Source organism: Pseudomonas plecoglossicida NBRC 103162 = DSM 15088 (genome assembly GCF_000730665.1).
GTDB classification, from domain to species: Bacteria; Pseudomonadota; Gammaproteobacteria; order Pseudomonadales; family Pseudomonadaceae; genus Aquipseudomonas; species Aquipseudomonas plecoglossicida.
In genome coordinates, this window is record NZ_BBIV01000010.1 from 22,507 (window position 1) to 42,135 (window position 19,629).

The window sequence follows — 19,629 nt, forward strand, 5'->3', positions numbered from 1 at the left end:
TACAGAATCGCTTGCAGCAGCTATTTTTAAGCAGCCAGAGCGTCTGGTCCGGGAGCTGGGCCGTATACGAACAGGGAGTCGATCGTGAACAAATCATCAAGCGAGGTGAAGGTCCTGGTGGTCGATGATCAGGAAGTGATCGTCGAACAACTGTGCGAGTTTCTCGAAAGCCAGGGCCACCCGTGCATTGCCGCCTACTCCACCGACCAGGCCATCGAGCGCTACATCGCTGATGAAGGCATTGGTCTGGTGCTCTGCGACCTGCACATGCCCGAACGCGATGGCATCGAACTGGTGCGTGCACTGAAGGAGGTCGGACCGCAGCGGATGTTCGAGGCGATCATGTTCACTGGCCGTGCCGACAAGCAGGATGTGATTCGCGCCTTGCGCGAGGGCTTTGCCGACTATTACCAGAAGCCCATGGACCTCGACGAACTGCTCGAGGGCCTGCGCCGCCAGGAGCAGGTCCTGCTCGAACGCAAGAGCTTCCAGGACCTGGGCAACCTCAACCAGCGTCTGCAGGACTTGGCAGGCTCCATCGACGAGCTTTACCAGGATCTCGAGAAGGCCCGCGGCCAAGGTGTCCACCGACGTGCCACCGATGCCGAAGAGCCTGAAGGCGAGCTGCCAGCCGCTTTCGAGAAACTGTCGCCCCGCCAGCTGGAAGTGGCCCGCCTGGTGAGCAAGGGCAAGACCAACTACCAGATCGCCTGCGAACTGGGCATCACCGAGAACACCGTCAAACTGTATGTCTCGCAGGTGCTGCGCCTGACCCACATGCACAACCGCACGCAGCTGGCGCTAGCGCTGACGCCGAGTTCATCGCCTGTGCACCAGCGGTTCATCACGCACTGATACAGGTTGGCTCATCGCAGCTGATAGGTAAGGCTCAACATCACACGCGGCGCTCGGCTCATGCTGTCCAGCGCCCTGTCTGCCAAGGGTTTGGCCACCTCCAGCGCCAAGCTGCCCTGGTGTCCGTCCGACAGCCGTACGCCCAAGGCCAACGAGCTCATGTTGGCATCCTCGAACGGCCCGCCGTTGTACCAGGCCTTGGCGGCGTCGAGCAGCGCATAGGGCTGCAGCGCCTGCAACCTGTCCATCCCTGCCGGGATGCTGTAGTTGAGCTCGTAGGCCACGCCCCAGCCCTTGTCCCCGGCAGCCTGGTCGCGTGGGTAACCGCGGCCGAAATACTGCCCGCCAAACACCGCCCGCTCGCACTCCGGCAGGCGATAATCGCTCCAGAACAGCGCCCCGGAGGCAACCCCCTGCCAGTTTTCCAGCAACCGGTCGCCCTGCACCCCGGCCAGGCGAAAGCGCAGAAAGTCCAGATCGTAGTGGGCATCGCTGCGCGCCCCAAGGTAATCCAGCCCCTGGTAGACCCCGGCACTGATCGCACGCAGACGTCCTGGCTCGACCTTGCGCCAGTCGCCCTCGAATGACAGGGCGCGCACGTAGGTGTCGTATCCTCGCGGGCCTCCCCGCTCGTCGATGTGCTCGCTGACCGAATAGAATTGCCCGGTCACTTCCAACCATTCATCCGCAGCAACGATCAGCGGCTGCGCAAAGCCCAGTGCATAGCGCTCGCTCTTGATGCGCTGGGTCAGGTCGGTACCGTCGCTCGGGCGAACAGGAGTGCCGGGGTCGCTGCGGTAGCGCGCCGCCGACAGCAGCAACTGACTGCCTTGGGCGTCCAGGTACTGGCTGTAGCCAAGCCGTTGGTAATGCGCCTGGTCATCCCCTGGCGGCAGCAGGAAACTGGCGGTCAGTTGCTCGGCAAGGCGCGTCTGGGCATTGCTGGAAACCGTGAACAGTGCCTGCGGATCGTCACGGCTGCCGTCATTCACGGTCACGGCTGCCGCAAATGGATTGCGCGATGCATGCAAGGTGAGGTGTGCCGCGCCATCGGGATCTTCACCCGTGACCACCTCGGCCTGCACGCTGATGCCCGGAACCCGCTGCATCAGGCCAAGGGTGCGCTGGAGCGTCGCGTCGGTCAGGGGCCGCTCGGCTTTCAAGCGCTCCATCAGCTGCGTGAGGTAGGCTTCGGCGGGGCCGATATCGCCCACTATCTGGTAATCATGGATGTAGCCTTCGACCAGCACCACGTGGGCTCGGCCGTCGGCAAGATCCTGCTGCGGCAGGTAGGCGTACGACAGCGCATAACCGTCATTGCGGTAACGCTGGGTCAGGCGATCGGTGAACTGTTGCAGCTTGCCTACGGTGATGTCCTCGCCGATCAGTGGCTGATAATGCTCGCGCATCTCGCTCAACGCGTAGACCGTGCCGCCTTCGAAACGCACCTTGTGCAACACCAGTCGGTCGGTCTGGGGCATCGAGACAGGCTGGCCAGCTGCAACGCTCAACCGCAGCGGCGAGGCTACAGGGCGATAGGCATCGAGCGGCACATTGGCGCTTGGCAGGCGGCGTTCGTATTCGTGGCCGTCGAGATACGCCGGCAACAGATCGGCAGGAACCGCGTTGGCCCAGGACACCAGCATCAGGGGCACGGCCAGAGGACGCATAGGGTGCTCCAGAATCCCTTGGGTACCGGGGCGGCGCCGGTCACACCCGTCACCAGCAAGCGTAGGTGCTGACCCGGCAAACGTCGAACGGCTACTCGCCGACCTGGAATGCCACCCGCGCCGTCGCGCCGCTTTCATCCAATGCGCTGAGCTCGTGTTGCCCGACTTGCTCGAAGCGCACCAGCAAACTCCCCTGGTTCTCGGTTTCGCCCAACGGCTGGCCGTCGAGGAACCACCAGCGCCGCCCACCACCGCCAAGGGCCGACACCTGCAGCTGCAGCGGCTCGCTGCTGCTGGTCGGGCGGCGCAGGTTGTCGCCAGGGCGTACGCCGACGATCGACAGCGGCGGTGCGCTGGCCGGGACCTGCGGTGGGCAATCGGGGCTCACTGCCGGCAGCCGCGCCGCACGCTGTTCGACACGCGGCAACCAGGGTTCGAGGGGCGCCGGCCAGAGGGCGATATCGCGCAGTCCAGCGCCTGGGCAACTGCTATCCACCCGCTGCCCCAGAGCGTTGACCCAGACCCGCTCGCGCAAGCCCAGCCCCAGCGGCTGGTCGGCCGCTTGCAGGGTCGGCGGTGTGGTGCCGTCGAGGGTCCAGGCAAATCGTTGGCGCCGGCAGTTGGGGTCCTGTCGCGCCATGGGTTGCCCCAGCGGCCAGCAGATCGCCGCCACGCCAACGCTGTCGGGTACCTGCTCCAGCGGCACGCTCAGGCCGCGCTGGCTGTCGCGGTTACTGAGCAAATCATGCACCTGCAGCATCAGGGGGGCCGCCGAAGCCAGGCCGAACTGCCCGGGTACCGGCGTACCATCGGGCCGGCCAATCCAGACGCCGATCAGGTAACGCGGCCCGACGCCAATCGACCAGGCATCGCGAAAGCCATAACTGGTACCGGTCTTCCAGGCCAGCTGCGGCCGCTGCACCAGCTCGGCATGGGGGTCGCGGTCCGGCCGCGCCTGGCCGCTGAGAATACGCCGGATGATCCACGCCGCCCCCGGCGACAACAGCCGCCGCTCCAGCAGCGGATCCTGCGGCTGCAAGCGCACCTGTGCACTGTTGCCGGCCCTGGCCAGGGCGGCATAGCCGCCGACCAGGTCCTCCAGACGGCTGCCGGCGCCGCCCAGGATCAACGACAGGTTGGGCTCGGCCAACGGCGGCAGCGCCAACGGCATGCCGGCCATGCGCAGTTGCGCGGCGAAGCGCTTGGGCCCGTAGGCTTCGAGCAATTGCACCGCCGGCAGGTTGAGCGACAGGGCCAGCGCCGAGCTGGCCGATACCGGGCCACTGAAGCCCATGGAGAAGTTGCCGGGGCGATAGTCGCCATAACGCCGCGGCACATCCTGCAGCAGGGACTCGGAGTGGATGAGCCCGTCGTCCAGGGCCATGCCATAGAGAAACGGCTTGAGGGTCGAGCCCGGCGAACGCAGTGAACGGACCATGTCGACATGGCCAAAGCGCCGCTCATCGGCAAGGTCGATCGAGCCCAGGTAGGCACGCGTCGACATGCTTTGCGCGTCCACCACCAGGATGGCCGCCGAGGTGCGTTCCGGTAGACGGGCCTTCCAGCCCAGCAACAGATCTTCCAGGCGCCGCTGCAAGGCGGCGTCGAGGGTGGTGCGAATCAACGGCGGGCTGTCGGGCGTGTTGAGCCGGCGCGCCAGCAGCGGTGCCAGCACCGGTTCCTGACGTGGCGCCAGCAACAGCGGCTCCTCGGCGGCTTCGCTGATCTGCTGGGCGGGCCACACCAGGTACTCGGCCAGGCGCTGCAGCACCTTGTCCCGGGCGCGTTGCGCGCGCGCCGGGTGGCGGTCCGGGCGCAAGCGACTCGGGGCCTGGGGCAGCACCGCCAGCAGCGCCGCCTCGGCGGCAGTCAGGTGTTTCGGCGACTTGCCAAGGTACGCCCAGCTGGCGGCGGCCACACCCTGCAAGGTGCCGCCGAACGGGGCCCGGTTGAGGTAGAGCTGGAGGATTTCGCGCTTGGACAAGTGCCACTCCAGCTGGGCCGTGCGCCACAGTTGTCGCAGCTTGCCGGCCAGGGTCCGGTCATGCGGGTCGAGCAGGCGTGCCACCTGCATCGACAACGTGCTGCCGCCCGACACCACGCGCCCGCCGCGCAGGTTCAGCCAGGCGGCCCGTACCAGCGCCAGCGGGTTGACCCCCGGGTGATGATAGAACCAGCGGTCCTCGTAGGTAAGCAGTGCCTGCAGGTAGAACGGCGAGACCTCCTCGGGAGTGATCGGATAACGCCACACCCCGTCGGCATCGGCGAAGCGCCACAGCGGCGTGCCGTCTTCGGCCAGCACCACCCGCGCCAGGTCGTCTGCCGGCATGGGCAGCGGCCACAGCCGGTCAGCCAGCCACAGCAGGCCGCATGACAGCGCGAGCGCGAAGGCACTGGTACGCAGGATCCTGCCCGCGCGCGTGCGAGGTCGGGCTAAGCTAGGCATCGGGAACCGACCTGGCCTGGTGATGGCCAAAGGCTTGGGAGCGGCAACTCGCCGAATCGTTCATCAGGAAGCAACTATGCAAGTAGAAGGTTTTTTCGAGTGGCTTGGCCAGGCATTGGGATCGTTGATCCGCTTCATCGTCGATGCCTTGAGCGGGTTGTTCAACCTGCTAGCCAATGCCGGGGGCAACTTCATCGATGGCCTGGCGCGCACGTTGGGCATGGATACCTCGCTGATCAGCATCCTGGCCCTGATCGTCGGGCTGATGCTGCTGTACTCGGCGATCCGCGCCTTCATGCGGGCCTCGATCATTCTCGGGATCATCTGGCTGGTGCTGGGGTTGTGGGTGATGAGCTGGGTGATCCACTGAGCCTGGGGCTGCTTCGCAGCTCATCGCCGGCTAGCCGGCGATGAGGCCAGTGAAAACACTTCAACTCATCGGGCCTTGACCGTCATCTCCCCCTGCCCATCCCCCACCGCCTGCAGGTTCGGCCGGTACATCGACTCCACCTGCGGTGGCGGTACCCGGTAGGTCCCCGGCGTCACCGCCCGCGCCAGATACAGCAAATGGGTGGTGCCGTAGCCGTCCAGCTTGAGCGCCGCCACATAGCGGTCATCACGAAACTCCTGGTGCACCACACTGGCGTTCTGCATCGACTCGCGCCACTGCTTCACCGCGCTGCTGGCGTTGTCCAGGCTGGCTGCGCTCTGCGCGAGGTTCTGGTTTTCCAGCTCCAGACCTGCCGGCAGCAGATCGACTACCAGTGCGTCGGGCACTCGATCCTGAGCCTTGAGCACCAGGTGCACCAGCACCAGGTCACCGCTGCGCAGGTTGTGCAGGTCCAGTGGCTGGCCGTTGATGCCCAGGTATTCTCGGCTAATCTCCAGGCCATTGCCGCCGGCGACAGGCGCCTGGCGCGGGTAGCCGGAGACGGTGAGCTGCTGATAGAGCGTGGCACTGCCCTGGTTCTGCACGCTCAATGGCGAGGCCAGCAGCGGCCCTTCGAGCTTCATGCCGGCGTCGTCGTTGCTGAACTCGCGGACCTCGCCGGCACTGTCCAGGCGCGCCTTCCACTGGCCTTCCGGCTTGCCCAGCAGGCCACGGCCCGCCAGGTACAGGGCGTTGCGCTCCTGGGTCGACAGCCAGCGGTTGGCCGCCAGTTCATCGGACAGGGCGAACAGGCGCTGATCGACCTGGTCGTTGGCCAGGTTGCTCTCCTGCAGCAACGCCAGGATCAGCGCCTGGTCACGCAGGCTGCTGCCGTAATCGGCCAGCCAGCCCTTGCTGCGGCTGATGCCCAGGCCGGCTTGCAAGGCTTGCTGCGAACGGGGCTTGTCGCCCATCTTGTCCAGCGCCACGGCCAGTTGCACCAATGGCAGGCCGGAGCGCGCATCGGCACGCCGTTCGAACAGGCTGCGCAGCGCGCCCAGCGGCGCCTGCTGGTTGCGCGCCAGCACCAGCGCGGCATAGGCCTGCACGGCAAACCGGGTGTGCTCGGCGTTCTCGCTGTAGTCCACCTCGATCAGGTTGCGCTCCTGCAGGTAGCGCAGCAGGCGCTCGTTGGCCTTCTTCAGCGCTTCGGCCGGCACCCCATAGCCCTGGTCGCGAGCGCGCAGGAGGAAGTCGGTGACGTAGGCGGTCAGCCAGTACTCCTCTTCGCTGTCAGCACTCCACAGACCGAAGCTGCCGTTGTAGCGCTGCATGCCGAGCAGGTGCTCGATGCCCATCTCGATCTTGCGCTTGCGCACCTGCGCCGGTTCGCCCTTGATGCCCAGGCGCTTGAGGCTTTCGGCATCGGCATACAACGAGGGGTAAAGGCCGCTGGCGGTCTGTTCGAGGCAGCCATAGGGGTAGGCTTCGAGGGCGCGGATCTGCTCGGCCAGGTTCAGTGGCGGGCGGCTCGACAGGGCCAGGCTGGCTTCCAGGCCAGCGGGTTCGAAGGCGGCCAGGTCAGCGTCCGGCAGGGTCCAGGGCTGGTCCTTGAGCGCCACACGGTAGTGCTTGAGCATCGCCGGGTAGGCCGGGCGAATACCCAGGGTCCACTCGCGGGTGAAGGCATTGGCCGCTTCGCCTGGCAACTGCAGGCCATCGACCCGCACCTTGACCTTGCCCTGCCCCAGGCCACCCTCGGCCTGCACCGGTATCATCAGCGTGGTGCGCTGGCCCTCGGCCAGGGCGACGCTTTGCTGGGCGCTCGAGGTCAGGTTCAACGGGCCTTCGGTGCTGACCTGCACATTCAGTTGCTGGGCCTGGCCGGACAAGTTGGCCACATCCAGCGCCAGCCGGGTCTGGTCGCCACCGGCGAGGAAGCGCGGCGCCGACAGCTCGGCGATCAACGGCGCAGCCACCACGGTCTTGCCTTCGGCCATGCCGAAATGTTCTTCGGTCCACGCCTGGGCCATCAGCCGCAGTTCACCGTTGAAGTCGGGAATGTCGACCGTTGCCTGGCCCTCGCCCTTGTCGTTCAAGGTCACCGGCACGCTCTGCTGGGCGACGATGGTCACCGTGGTGTTCGGGCGCTTGCCGCCCTTGGCCATTGCCGCGTCGCCGCCGAACGCGAGGCTGGCCAGGCGGCCCTGACCGGCTTCGATGAGCTGGCCGTAGATGTCCAGCTGATCGGCGCCGTAGGCCTTGCGACCGAACAGGCTGGCGAACGGGTCGGGGGTCTTGAAATCGGTGATGTTGAGGATGCCCACGTCGACTGCGGACAGCAGCACATGCACCTGTTTGGGAATGCTGCCGTCGGCATTGGCGGCCTTGAAGCTGACCGTCAGCGGCTGCTTGGGCCGCATCTTATCCGGCGCTTGCAGGCTCAGCGCCAGCTTGCGCTCGGCGCGAGCCAGCGGCAGGTGCAAGACGCCGACGGCACGCTTGGGCGTGGCATTGGCCTTGCGCTCGCCCGGGCGAATCACCAGGGCGCTGAGGTACAGGTCGTGGCGCGCCCACTGCTTGTCGAGTTGCACCTCGAAAGTCTTGCCTTCGGCGGGCACCTCGATTTCCTGCCACCACAACGGGCCATCGCTGGATTCGATCATCAGGTAGCCGCTACCGGCCGCGGGTGGGGTCACGGTCACCTTGGCGGTGGCACCGTCGGCATAGGCCGGCTGATCCAGCGCCAGTTTCACCTGATCGGGTCGCACCGCGCCGCCTTCGGCGTTGTCCTGGGCACGGTAGCCGGCCCAGAAGCGCTCGCTGGAAACCAGGCCAGTCTGCGGGTCTTCCACTTCGACGCGGTATGGCCCCCACTCCACCTGGAAGTTGAGCTTGGCAGTGCTGCCAGCTTCGACGTCGAGGGTCTGCTCGTCCTGGGTGAGGAATTTTTCGTTGTAGGCGTAGCTCCAGCCGTCGCTCTGCGAGTAGTTCCAGTAGTAGTCGCGGCGTTCGCGAATCAGCCGCACCTTGAGGCCTTCGGCGCCCAGCTTGTGGCCATCGCGGTCGGCCACCAGGAACTCGAATTGCACCGGCCCGTCGCTGTCGGTTTCCTCGCCATCGAACAGGCCGCGCAGACCCGGCAGGCGCTCGGCGGGCCAGATCGGTTGTTCCAGGCGGCGAGTGATGGGGCGCCCGCCAGACTCCTGGAGGCTGGCCTGCACGGTCAACTGCAAGGGTGATCGGGCCTCGGCCCAGCGGCTTTCGATGGCGACCACGGCCTTGCCGGCCTGGTCGAGGGTGACTTCATCCAGCTCCAGGTCCTGGTTGAGGTCGGTTTCGCTGACCGAGCCGAATTGGTATCCCGGCAACGCCGGCACCGCTTCGCGCAGGGGCCGCAGGTAAGCCTGGCCGCTCAGGCGATTGCCCGCAGCAGGGGCGCCATACAGGTAGCGTCCAGTGACCTGGATACGCGCTTCGTCTTCGGGTGCGAGCGGCGTGCTGCTGCCCTTGAGCTCCAGTGCCAGGCGCTCGGGCAGGAAGTCTTCGACGAGGAACTCGTATACCTGCTTGCGCCCGCCGCCCAGGTCGAGCAACAGCTGCCATCGACCCGTTGGTGCTTCCGTCGCCAGCTGCAGTTGGTACTGGTACAGGCCGTTGCCGTCGGCCTCCCAGACGAACTTGCGGCTGACCTGTTCGTCGGGGCGGCGCACCTCCACGCTGACCGGCTGGGCCTTGACCGGCTTGCCGTCCTGGTCGCGCAGCAGGCCGTTGAGCAGTACGGTTTCGCCGGGGCGATACAGGTCGCGCGGGCCGAAGATGAAGAACTGCAAGGGGTTGGCCTGGGGGCCGGTGATGTCGAACTCGGCCAGGTCCAGGGCAGCGGTGTTCAGGCGCAGCAACGTGGTGTGCACGCCCTGGGTGGCGATCAGCGTGTCGGCCTTGGCGGTGATCGGCAGTTGGGCATGGCCCGCGCCATCGGTGCTGGCCTGGGCCAGCAGCTTGCCCTTGTCGTCGTGCAGTTCGAGGTTGACGCCGTTGAGCGCCTTGCCGCCTTCCAGGGCCTGGGCAAACACGTCCAGGCGATCGCGGTAGCGGTGGGCGGACACGCCGATGTCGCTGAGAGTGAACAGGGTCGCGGGCTGCGAATAGTCGTAGGTGCCGGAGGCACGCATCACCGCCAGGTACACGCCCGGCTCCTGCAGCGGCTTGATCCCGGCAATGGGCAGCAGCACGGTCTCGCGGGTGTTGCGCGCGGGGTTGAGGTCGAAGCGGCCGCTGTACACCAGGTCGGCCATGTCCAGGGTTTCCTTGGACTGGTAGTAGTACAGGCTGCTGTTGCGGCCCCAGCTGACCAGGAACGCCGAAAGGCTTTCGGGCTTGACCCGGAAGAACTCGACATCGACCTTGTCGACGTTCAGGGCGATCACCGGCAGGCCTTCGGCCAGGCGTGTGGGCAGCAGCGAGCCACGACTGGCGAAGCCTACGGTGGGCTGCATGTCGCGGGTTTCAAGGTGCGTCACCGATTCGCTGGCAAGCTGCTGGCCATTGACCGCCAGCAGGCCCTTGTCGACCGTCAGCACCAGCTTGCGCTGCGGTTCCAGGTGGCGCAGACGCAGCTCCATCTGGTTGTCGGAGAGTTCCCAGGCGCCATCGACCTTGCCCTTCACGGTATCGACCAGGTGCACCTTGCTGGTGAAATCCTGCTTGGCATCGAGCGGCACCGAGAAACTTACCGACAGGGTGCTGGCACCGTCGAGCTGCACTTCCGAGGCATCCAGCACGCTCAGTTCACGGCCCTCAAAGCGCTTGGCAAGCACGGCGGGGTCTTCGCGCCGGGCAGCCGGGGCTTCGGCCGGCACGCTCGCCTGCGGTTGTTGGGCAGGTACGGGTTTGTCCGGTGTCGAGGAGTCACAGGCGCTGAGCAAGGCCAGCACGCTGGCCAGCAACAATCCTTTGTTGAACATGGAGTGGGAACTCTTTGGCAGCAGGTACGTGAGGGCAGCAACTATAGCGCAACGGCAGGTGGCTGACCGGTACAATGCGGCCAATCGGAACCAGAAGGGGTCGCTGTGCGCCCCGATCGCCGGTAAGCCGGCTCCCACATTTCAAGCTCGGCAGGGCCCCTGTGGGAGCTGGCTTGCCAGCGATCAGGGCGCGCAGCGGCCCTCTTTTCCCAGGAACTCACATGTCTCGAATCGCCGCCGACTGGCGTCACGCCCTCACCCACCGCAAGGTCTGGGCGCTTGCTGCGCCGATGATTCTGTCCAACATCTCGGTGCCCCTGGTCGCACTGGTCGACAGTACGGTAATCGGCCACCTGCCCCACGCCCACCAGCTTGGTGCGGTCGCAGTGGGCGCCACGCTGTTCACCTTCATGGTCGGCTTGATGGGCTTCCTGCGCATGGGCTCCACCGGCTTCGCCGCCCAGGCGGCTGGCCGCGCCGATGGCGCCGCGCTGCGCCAGGTACTGGTGCAAGGCCTGCTGCTGGCCCTGGGCCTGGCCCTGCTCGTCGGCCTGCTCGCCCTGCCTTTCAGCCAGCTGGCGCTGCACGCCATGCAACCGAGCGCAGCGCTGGAGCAATCCACCGAAGCCTTCTTCCACACCCGCCTGCTCGGGCTGCCGGCAGCGCTGGCCAGCTATGCGCTGGTGGGCTGGTTCCTCGGCACCCAGAACGCGCGCGCGCCACTGGCCATCCTGCTGACCACCAACCTGCTGAACATCGCGCTCAACCTGTGGTTCGTGCTTGGCCTGGACTGGGGCGTGCCGGGCTCGGCGCGGGCCTCGGTGATTGCCGAGTGGAGCGGCGCACTGCTTGGCCTTGCCCTGACCCGTCCGGCGCTGCGTGCCTACCCCGGGCAGATCGCCTGGGCCCCGCTCAAGCGCTGGCAGGCCTGGCGCCCCTTGCTGGCGGTCAACCGCGATATCTTCCTGCGCAGCCTGGCCCTGCAGTTGGTGTTCCTGCTGATCACCGTGCAGGGCGCACGCCTGGGCGAGGCCACGGTGGCGGCCAATGCGCTGCTGCTCAACGGGCTGCTGCTCACCGCCTATGCCCTGGATGGCCTGGCGCATGCCGTGGAAGCCCTTTGCGGGCATGCCATTGGTGCACGCGATGGCGAAACCCTGCGCCGCTCGCTGGTGGTGGCCTGCGGCTGGTCGTTGATCACCAGCCTGGGGTTCGCCGGGCTGTTCCTGTTGGGCGGGCACCTGTTCATCGACCTGCAGACCGACATCGCCAGCGTGCGGGCAGCGGCATATCCCTACCTGCCGTATCTGGCGGTGCTGCCGTTGATTGCGGTGTGGAGCTACTTGCTCGACGGGCTGTTCATCGGCGCGACGCGGGCACGGGAAATGCGCAATGCGATGCTGCTGTCGGTGCTGATTGCACTGCCGCTGGCGTGGGCCATGAGAGGGTTTGGCAACCACGGGTTGTGGTTGGTGTTTCTGGCGTTCATGGCGTTGCGGGCGGTGACGCTGGGGTGGGTTGGCTGGAGATTGAACCAGGAAGGTAAGTGGGTCTGAGAGCCAAATAATATGAAAGACATTTCCAATTGACTGTCTACCACCTCAGATGCATAAGGCGAAAACCCACGGAGGGGAAATCATTTCATTGCCATCGGCAAGGAGCCACTATGTACAGACATCTTCCACCTGCTCCACCAGACGTATCCGTCGCAAACAACATGAATGTAGCCAGCCTGGAACGTGACTACTTCAAGAACAGCGGTACTGGCTTTCTAGTGTCGTGGTTTTACTCGAAGGTTCGAAATCGAGGTGAATGGGACTACAAGCAACAGGGGCGGCAATATGAGGCCTTGGGCAATTTCAACTACGGAGCGTGCGGAACAGCCGCAGGCCTTTCGGAAGAGTTTTTGTTGAGAGGGGCAGGATGGGCGCAGAGTCGAGCGGGAACCAGCAATCTGGCCTTTGACTCATGGTGGGGCGACCCTCCTTATGGAGATGACCCGGAAGATCAGGAATGGATCAAGGCAGGTATCGAATATGCAAAGGCATTCGGCTACTAGATGGCTGATAGCAGGCTTGTTCCTGCTGGCCTTCGCACAAGCCATATGGATTTTTACCGGAGACTCGAAACCGGTTTTGAGCAAGGTTGTTTCTGTAACTCCGCTTGGCAAACACAGCGCGGTATATGAGGTGCTAAGTGATGCTGGCAACGCAACCGTTCCGCTGATCTACCTGTACTTCGTTGCAGAGCAGGCAGGGCGAGGCGATCAGGTTCTACCGAGCCTGGAACGCCTTACACCCTTCCTGGTGACTCGACAATCCGGCGCCGTGGAACATGTGGCCGGTATGAAAGTTACGACCCGTACTCAGGAGCAGGTCTACAGCTACTCGAGCACAGCAATCCTTAAAGAGGATGGAGTTGTAGTGCCTGTCAGAATTGAACTCACAGCCACGCAGGAGTAGAAGGCGATGGGGCCGCAAAGCGGCCCCTTTTTTCAGGTCAGGACGAAAGATACGAAGAGCGGGTCAGGCCCAGTCGCAGCGCATCGAGGAACTGAGTGCGCTCGCGGGCGCTGATCTTGGCACTGGCCACCTTGTCGCGGTAGTGAGTCATCAACTCTTCCGGCGACAGGTGCACGTAGCGCAGCATGTCCTCGATGGTGTCGTGGGTCTCGATACCGGCGTGGTACACGCTGCCGTCGGCGTTCTGGTAGATGTTCACCGAGTCGGTGTCACCGAACAGGTTGTGCATGTCGCCGAGGATCTCCTGGTAAGCACCGACCAGGAACACGCCGAGCAGGTAGTCTTCACCTTCATTGACCGCATGCACCGGCATGCTGGTCTCGATGCTCTGCTCGTCGACGTACTGGTTGATCTTGCCGTCGGAGTCGCAGGTCAGGTCCTGCAGCACCGCGCGGCGCAGCGGCTCTTCGTCCAGGCGATGCAGCGGGATGATCGGCAGCACCTGGCCGATGGCCCAGGTATCCGGCAGGCTCTGGAACACCGAGAAGTTGCAGATGTACTTGTCGGCCAGCTTGTCGTTGAGCTCGTCCAGCACCTGGCGGTGCGAGCGCTGGCGGGCCTTCAGCGAGTTGTGCAGGCGCCGGCACACGGCGAAATAGCACTGCTCGGCCAGGGCCTTCTCGGCCAGGCTGATCTTGCCATCGGCATACTGCGCGGCCACGTCACCCATGTAGTGGGTGGCGCGCCAGTAGGTCTCGGTGACCATCTCGATGTCGGTCGGGCCCAGCAGGTCGACCAGCCATTGCACGGTTTCCGGCAGCGCTTGCTTGTTCTCGATGGTCGGCACTTCGTCATTGTGCTTCTCGACATCGGTCACCTGGATCACCAGCATGGCGTGATGCGCGGTCAGCGAACGGCCGCTCTCGGAGAAGATGTGCGGATGCGGCAGGCCCTGCGCGTCGCAGAACTCCTTGAGCATGCCCACCACCACGCCGGCGTAGTCGTCCATGTCGTAGTTGATCGAGCTGGCATTGCGCGAGTGGGTACCGTCGTAGTCGACGCCCAGGCCACCGCCGACGTCGATGTGGTCGACCGGCAGGCCCAGCGCACGCAGTTCGCCGTAGTAGCGGATGGCTTCCTTGAAGCCGTGCTGGTAGTCGGCCAGGTTGGCGATCTGCGAGCCCATGTGGAAGTGCAGCAGGCGGATGCCCTGGTCCAGGCCGGCATCGCGGAAGCGCTGCACCACCGAGATCAGCTGGGCGGCCGAGAGGCCAAACTTGGATTTCTCGCCACCGGTGTCGGCCCACTTGCTCGAAGCCAGCGAAGAAAGGCGCACGCGCAGGCCGACCTGTGGCTTGACCTTGAGGTCGGCAGCCTCGTCGATCACCAGCGCCACCTCGGACTCCTTCTCGATGACGATGAACACGTTGTGGCCAAGCTTCTGGCCCATCAGCGCCAGGCGGATGAACTCGCGGTCCTTGTAGCCGTTGCAGACGATGGTGCCGCCCTTCGGCGCCAGCGCCAGCACTGCTAGCAGCTCGGGCTTGGAACCGGCCTCCAGGCCGATGGAGACGTTCTGCGTGGCGATGATGTTCTCCACCACCGCTTCCTGCTGATTCACCTTGATCGGGTACAGCGCCGTGTACTGGCTCTGGTATTCAAGACGCGCGATGTTGGCGTCGAAGGCGCCGGTCAGCTGACGCACGCGGTCCTGCAGGATGTCGGGGAAGCGCACCAGCAACGGCAGCGACAAACCGCTCTGGCGCAGTTCGTCGACCTGTTCGAACAGGTCGATCGGTGCGCTCTGGGGGCCGTGGGGGCGCACTTCGACGCGCCCGGCTTCATTGATGGCGAAATAACCAGCGCCCCAATGGCGGATGCCGTAAACACTGCGGCTGTCGGCCACGGTCCATTGGCTACCATCGTCTTTGCGTGTGCGTCGTACGGACATTCAAGTCCCCTATAGATAAGTCCAAGACACTGCCCCAAAAGGAAGCGGCTGCAGTGTAAAAGCTGAAAATGACGATTCGCCCGTGTCCTGGGATAGACCCTGGCCACGGCAACGAGTTTAGAAAGCGCTGGGCAAAAAAGCGCGCGCGGGCATCAGCCGCCGGATTTTTTTGCCTTGAAACCCTGTCTGGTCAGCTCACCGATCAGCAGTTCGACGTGATCGCCCTGGATCTCGATGACCCCATCCTTCAAGGCACCACCGGTTCCACAGCGGCGTTTGAGGGTGGTGGCCAGCTCCTTGAGCTGGTCGAGCGGCAGCGGCACGCCGCTGACGGTGGTCACGGTCTTGCCGCCACGGCCTTTGCTTTCACGGCGTACACGGGCAATGCCATCGCCTTCGGGGATGATTTGCTGCTTGCAGGTGCAGGCATCCATCGGCTGGCCACAGTCGGGGCAGTGCCGACCGGCATCGGTGGAGTAAACGAGACCGCCAAGGGCGGCGAAGGAAGAAGCTTTCTTGGCCACTTTTGTTCCTCGGTGCTGAGGACAAAAACTGGTCGGCGGGAGCCGACCGCGAAGCCCCACTCTGGCAGGGGCGGCGCTACTGCCGCAAGACCTGCGGCAGCCCGAAAAGGGCGCGCAGTTTAACGATAAATGACGCAGTTGCTAAGTACTGGAATGCGCCATTTTGCGAATGATTTGCGACCCATCGCCGGCAAGCCGGCTCCCACAGGGGCTGCACAGTGCTCTGGCCTGGTGATCATCCAGCGGGAGCCGGCTTGCCGGCGATGAGGCCAGCCCTGCCCGCCCACCTCTCAAAGACTGGCCTTGTACCGCTGCAGTGCAGCCAACGAGTCGGGGCAATACGGCTTGACCAGGCTTTCTGCTTCCGCCTGTTCGACAGAGATGAACCTCGCCTCGCTTACCTCTTCCGGCTGCAGCCGCAAAGGCGCATCCGACACCGCCGAATACACGGCGCACCACAGATGATTGTCCGGCTGGTCGAAATAGAAGCGCTCGTGGAACGTCAACGCCACACCTTCGATCCCCAGTTCCTCGGCCAGCTCACGCGCCGCGGAGTCGGCATACGCCTCCCCTGCCGCCACCATGCCGCCGGCAGCCACATCCCAGTAGCCCGGATACAACGCCTTGCTCAGGGTGCGTCGGTGCACGCACAACTCGCCAGCGCCGTTGAACAACAGGATGAACGTGCAACGGCCGATCAGCCCGCGCTCGCGCAGTTCAGCCCGGGGCAACGCCCCCAACACCTGGTCGGCGTCGTCCACCCAGGCGACCAGTTCTCGGTCGGAGGCCGCCCGGTGGGCAGCCTCGTCGGGGCCGATGGTCATGCTCAACCCTGCGACAACAGCTGGCGCAGGTCGATGACTGCGGCGTTGGCCCGGGAAATGTAGTTGGCCATGACCAGCGAATGGTTGGCCCACATGCCGAAGCCGCTGCCGTTCAGGACCATCGGGCTCCACAGCGCTTCTTGCGAAGCTTCCAGCTCACGAATGATCTGGCGCACGCTGACCGTGGCGTTCTTCTTCGCCAGCACGTCGGCAAAGTCCACCTCGATGGCACGCAGCAGGTGCGACAGCGCCCAGGCCTGGCCACGGGCCTCGTAGAACACGTTGTCGATCTGCAGCCATGGGGTTTCCACCAGCTCTTCGTCCACCTGCGGCGCCTGGCCGGCAACCACCGACTCGGTCTTCAGGGTACTGTTGAGCTTGACCCGGCCAACGCTGGCCGACAGGCGCTGGGACAGCGAGCCCAGGCGGGTGGCGACATCGCCCAGCCAGTTGTTCAGGTTGTCGGCGCGGGTATAGAAGATCGCGCCCTTGTCGCCAGCGGCCAGGCGGGTCTGGTAGCGCGACAGCGACTTGATGCCTTCTTCGAACTCAGACTCGCTCGATGGCAGGATCCAGCTCTTGTTGTCGAAGTTGAAGCGCGGCTCGGCCTTGGCCAGGTCGGCGTCCTCGGTGGACTGCGACTGGGAGCGAGCGAAATCCTTGCGCAAGGCGCGGGACAGATCACGCACCTGGACCAGCACGCCGTATTCCCAGCTCGGCATGTTGTCCATCCACAGCCCTGGCGGGAAGCGGTCGTTGGAAATGTAGCCGCCCGGCTTGTTCAGCAGGGTGCCAGCCACGGTCTTGAGCGTTTCGATCGTGGTGTAGCCGACCACCATCTGCTGGCCGGTGCGCTCGGCCGATGCCTGGGCGTTCTGCTGCACCGGGAACAGCTCCGGCTCCTCGCTCCAGTACCAGCCCAGGCCGATGCAGACCAGCAGATACAGGCCGATCAGCGTACCCAGGGCACGGCTCCAGAGGCCGCCAACGTAACTACGGGCGGCGGCGCCGCGGCCGTCGACACGCTCGCGGGGCTCGGCTTTGGCCTCACGGTTTTTCCAGTCCAGCATGGCTTTGTCCTTAATCAGTCACGACGGTTCAGGGCTTGGACCACAGGCCTGCGCCAGGGTGCCACGGCAAGCCCGTGTCGCAGCACTATAAAGCAGACACCGCCTTACGCATAAGCGACCAATGAGTCAGGAACTGAATATCCGTTCCGAACGCTTTGTTGACATGGCGCGCTTATCGGCCCGAAAAGGGGTGCTAGCATGCAACCATCATTGCACCTGCATATCCCTCCAAAAAGTAGCCAGGACATGACCCACGTCGTACCGCCGAGCCCAGGACACCTCGAGCACGAGTTCGATCACATGCTGCAACGCTTGTCGCGTACCCGTGTGCGCAAGGGTGACCGACTCGACCAACTGGCACTGCCACCGGCGCGCAAGCCGGTGTATCTGCTGTTGCCAGACCCGGAACCGGCCGAGCGCCTGGCGCAGCAGCTGGAGTTCTTTGGCTTGATCGCGCAGCCACTGTTCACGACCGAGTCGCTCATGGCGGCATTGACCGAGCAGACACCTGCCGCCATCGTCCTGGATGTCGACTTCGGCGGGCGCGGTTGTGGCCTGTCCCTGGCCACGCAAATGCAGCAAGGCCTTGAGAGCCCGGTCCCGCTGCTGTTCTTCAGTCTCCACGAAGCCGACACGCCGACCCGCCTGGCCGCCGTGCGCGCAGGGGGCCAGGCATTTCTCACCGGCACGCTGGAAGCGTCCAGCCTGCTGGAAAGGCTCGAGATCATGACCAGCACCGCCCAGTTCGAGCCCCTGCGCGTGCTGATCATCGACGACTCCCGCACCCAGGCCCTGCACACCGAGCGCGTACTGAGCTACGCCGGCATGACCACGCGCAGCCTGAGCGATCCGATCCGCGCCATGGCCGAACTCGCCGACTTCCAGCCCGACCTGATCATTCTCGACCTGTACATGCCGACCTGCTCCGGCCCGGAGCTGGCCAAGGTCATTCGCCACAACGACCGCTATGTCAGCGTGCCGATCATTTTCCTGTCCGCCGAGGACGACCTGGACAAGCAGCTCGACGCCATGAGCGAAGGCGCCGACGACTTCCTGACCAAGCCGATCAGCTCGCGCCAGCTGATCACCACCGTGCGCAACCGTGCCGCGCGGGCGCGCTACCTGAAGTCGCGCATGATCCGCGACAGCCTCACCGGGCTGTACAACCACACACATATCCTGCAACTGCTCGAGGACTGCAGCTTGCGCGCCCGCCGCGAAGGCCAACCTTTGAGCTTCGCCATGCTCGACATCGACCACTTCAAGAAGATCAACGACCGCCATGGGCACCCCATGGGCGACCGGGTGATCAAGAGCCTCGCGCTGTTTCTCAAGCAACGCCTGCGCAAGACCGATCTGATTGGCCGTTACGGTGGCGAGGAGTTTGCCATCGTCATGCCCGATACCACGCTGGAAGCTGCCTGCCGGGTGCTGGACGAAATCCGCCAGCGCTTTGCCGAAGTCCTCTACCCCGCGCAACCGCAGGATCTGCAGTGCACCTTCAGTGCCGGCGTGGTGCAACTGAACGAGACGCTGGATGCGCTGACCATGGCCAGCTCGGCAGATGAAGCGTTGTACCGGGCCAAGCATGCGGGGCGAAACCGCGTGATGCAGGCGACGTCCTGACGCGTTGCCTCACGCAGGCATGGCATCAAGCCACTACCGTCATCACCACGTCACAAAATAGCAATAACTTCAGGCACCTACCTCCACTCCCCCCGCAGGAAGTTCGCGGCTATGCGCCTGAAGTGGCTGACCAATTTCAACACCCTGTTGCTGGTGACCGTGTGTATTGCCCTGGGTGCGACCCTGTGGTGGTCACAGCGCGCCCTGGAGCGCCCCTATCAATTGATGGAGCGCTACCTGAGCCTGTCACAGCTGTTCCAGAACCAGGCCGCACGCAACATCCAGGCTTACCTGGGCAACGGCGACGCCGTACGCCATGCCTCGGCCATGGAAGCCAACCAGCAGTTGCAAGCGGCCTTGGCCGAACTGCCTGACGAGCTCGCCAGCCAGTTGCGGCCCAGCCTGGACGCTCTGAACGCCTACAGCGCCAACGAGCTGCTGGCGGCCGGCAAGCTGGCGGGCGACCCGCAAGCCTTGCTGTTGCAGGCCGAGCGGGAGCTGGGTGCGAATCTCGAACAACTGGCCCGGTATGCCCGCGACAGCAGCAGTCCGGATGCCAACCACTACCTGCCGCCTGTGCTCGATGCCAGCGTGCACCTGGGCCGACTTTCGCTGGCCCGTGACAAGCTGGTCAGCAGCGGCCGTGCCGAGCTTGCCGACGAAGTGCAACGCGAGCTGCAACTGATCCGTGCCCAGGCCCAGGTCATCGACAGCCTGCCACTGCTGGGCGTCACCCGCGCCGCCGAATCCGGCGCCGACGACTTCGCCGCCCTGATGGGCCTGGAGGCCCAGGCAGCTGTGCAACAGGAAGATTCCGCGGTTGCCCTCAAGCGCGACCTGCAGAGCCTGCTCAACCGCTACCCG

Annotated in this window: 13 protein-coding genes; 6 read left to right on the plus strand and 7 right to left on the minus strand. The window is 64.8% G+C overall.

Translation table 11 applies throughout. The features are described 5' to 3' along the window. The first annotated feature begins 84 nt into the window (after positions 1–84). Entirely contained in the window at positions 85–855 is a 771-nt protein-coding gene (locus PPL01S_RS07355) for a response regulator transcription factor (RefSeq protein ID WP_016395161.1), read from the plus strand. Positions 856–866: 11 nt separating this feature from the next. Here the strand turns inward: PPL01S_RS07355 and PPL01S_RS07360 are convergent, their stop codons facing one another. Further along, a complete protein-coding gene (locus PPL01S_RS07360) occupies positions 867–2,525 on the minus strand; it encodes a ShlB/FhaC/HecB family hemolysin secretion/activation protein (protein WP_028625506.1) in 1,659 nt (552 codons plus the stop codon). Positions 2,526–2,616: 91 nt separating this feature from the next. Continuing rightward, positions 2,617–4,971 (minus strand): peptidoglycan glycosyltransferase PbpC, encoded by a 2,355-nt coding sequence (gene pbpC / locus PPL01S_RS07365; RefSeq protein ID WP_016395163.1) that lies wholly within the window; start codon positions 4,969–4,971, stop codon positions 2,617–2,619. Between the two features lie 76 nt (positions 4,972–5,047). Between pbpC and PPL01S_RS07370 the strand changes: the two genes are divergently transcribed. Further along, on the plus strand, positions 5,048–5,341 hold the full coding sequence (locus PPL01S_RS07370; RefSeq protein ID WP_016395164.1) for a hypothetical protein: 294 nt from the start codon (positions 5,048–5,050) through the stop codon (positions 5,339–5,341). Positions 5,342–5,406: 65 nt separating this feature from the next. On the opposite strand, the gene PPL01S_RS07375 is transcribed toward PPL01S_RS07370, so the two are convergent. Beyond that, positions 5,407–10,308: an alpha-2-macroglobulin family protein gene (locus PPL01S_RS07375; protein WP_016395165.1), complete on the minus strand. Its 4,902-nt coding sequence runs from the start codon at positions 10,306–10,308 to the stop codon at positions 5,407–5,409. Positions 10,309–10,529: 221 nt separating this feature from the next. Here PPL01S_RS07375 and PPL01S_RS07380 point away from each other — a divergent pair, with 221 nt between their 5' ends. The 3 genes from PPL01S_RS07380 to PPL01S_RS07385 all read left to right on the plus strand — a co-directional run bounded on the left by PPL01S_RS07380 (position 10,530) and on the right by PPL01S_RS07385 (position 12,770). Continuing rightward, on the plus strand, positions 10,530–11,864 hold the full coding sequence (locus tag PPL01S_RS07380) for an MATE family efflux transporter (protein WP_016395166.1): 1,335 nt from the start codon (positions 10,530–10,532) through the stop codon (positions 11,862–11,864). A 110-nt stretch (positions 11,865–11,974) separates the two neighbouring features. Continuing rightward, entirely contained in the window at positions 11,975–12,367 is a 393-nt protein-coding gene (locus PPL01S_RS24550; protein ID WP_081833303.1) for a polymorphic toxin type 44 domain-containing protein, read from the plus strand. 16 nt (positions 12,368–12,383) lie between these two features. Then, on the plus strand, positions 12,384–12,770 hold the full coding sequence (locus tag PPL01S_RS07385) for a hypothetical protein (protein ID WP_244212743.1): 387 nt from the start codon (positions 12,384–12,386) through the stop codon (positions 12,768–12,770). A 37-nt stretch (positions 12,771–12,807) separates the two neighbouring features. On the opposite strand, the gene speA is transcribed toward PPL01S_RS07385, so the two are convergent. The 4 genes from speA to PPL01S_RS07405 form a co-directional block, all read right to left on the minus strand. Next, positions 12,808–14,721 (minus strand): arginine decarboxylase, encoded by a 1,914-nt coding sequence (speA, locus tag PPL01S_RS07390; protein WP_016395168.1) that lies wholly within the window; start codon positions 14,719–14,721, stop codon positions 12,808–12,810. Positions 14,722–14,873: 152 nt separating this feature from the next. Continuing rightward, positions 14,874–15,245 (minus strand): translation initiation factor Sui1, encoded by a 372-nt coding sequence (locus PPL01S_RS07395; RefSeq protein ID WP_016395169.1) that lies wholly within the window; start codon positions 15,243–15,245, stop codon positions 14,874–14,876. 290 nt (positions 15,246–15,535) lie between these two features. Beyond that, entirely contained in the window at positions 15,536–16,069 is a 534-nt protein-coding gene (locus tag PPL01S_RS07400; protein ID WP_016395170.1) for an NUDIX hydrolase, read from the minus strand. A 2-nt stretch (positions 16,070–16,071) separates the two neighbouring features. Continuing rightward, positions 16,072–17,139 carry a DUF2333 family protein gene (locus tag PPL01S_RS07405; protein ID WP_028625504.1) on the minus strand — a complete coding sequence of 356 codons (1,068 nt, stop codon included), beginning with the start codon at positions 17,137–17,139 and terminating at the stop codon, positions 16,072–16,074. A 246-nt stretch (positions 17,140–17,385) separates the two neighbouring features. Between PPL01S_RS07405 and PPL01S_RS07410 the strand changes: the two genes are divergently transcribed. Then, positions 17,386–18,765, plus strand: a complete 1,380-nt coding sequence (locus PPL01S_RS07410) for a diguanylate cyclase (RefSeq protein WP_028625503.1) — start codon at positions 17,386–17,388, stop codon at positions 18,763–18,765. Positions 18,766–19,629 lie beyond the last annotated feature (864 nt).

Bases quoted from the DNA above. Each gene is read 5' to 3' on its own strand.
- PPL01S_RS07360 (WP_028625506.1), bottom strand. From the start codon at position 2,525: ATGCGTCCTCTGGCCGTGCCCCTGATGCTGGTGTCCTGGGCCAACGCG.
- pbpC (WP_016395163.1), bottom strand. From the start codon at position 4,971: ATGCCTAGCTTAGCCCGACCTCGCACGCGCGCGGGCAGGATCCTGCGT.
- PPL01S_RS07370 (WP_016395164.1), top strand. From the start codon at position 5,048: ATGCAAGTAGAAGGTTTTTTCGAGTGGCTTGGCCAGGCATTGGGATCG.
- PPL01S_RS07375 (WP_016395165.1), bottom strand. From the start codon at position 10,308: ATGTTCAACAAAGGATTGTTGCTGGCCAGCGTGCTGGCCTTGCTCAGC.
- PPL01S_RS07380 (WP_016395166.1), top strand. From the start codon at position 10,530: ATGTCTCGAATCGCCGCCGACTGGCGTCACGCCCTCACCCACCGCAAG.
- PPL01S_RS24550 (WP_081833303.1), top strand. From the start codon at position 11,975: ATGTACAGACATCTTCCACCTGCTCCACCAGACGTATCCGTCGCAAAC.
- speA (WP_016395168.1), bottom strand. From the start codon at position 14,721: ATGTCCGTACGACGCACACGCAAAGACGATGGTAGCCAATGGACCGTG.
- PPL01S_RS07400 (WP_016395170.1), bottom strand. From the start codon at position 16,069: ATGACCATCGGCCCCGACGAGGCTGCCCACCGGGCGGCCTCCGACCGA.
- PPL01S_RS07405 (WP_028625504.1), bottom strand. From the start codon at position 17,139: ATGCTGGACTGGAAAAACCGTGAGGCCAAAGCCGAGCCCCGCGAGCGT.
- PPL01S_RS07410 (WP_028625503.1), top strand. From the start codon at position 17,386: ATGACCCACGTCGTACCGCCGAGCCCAGGACACCTCGAGCACGAGTTC.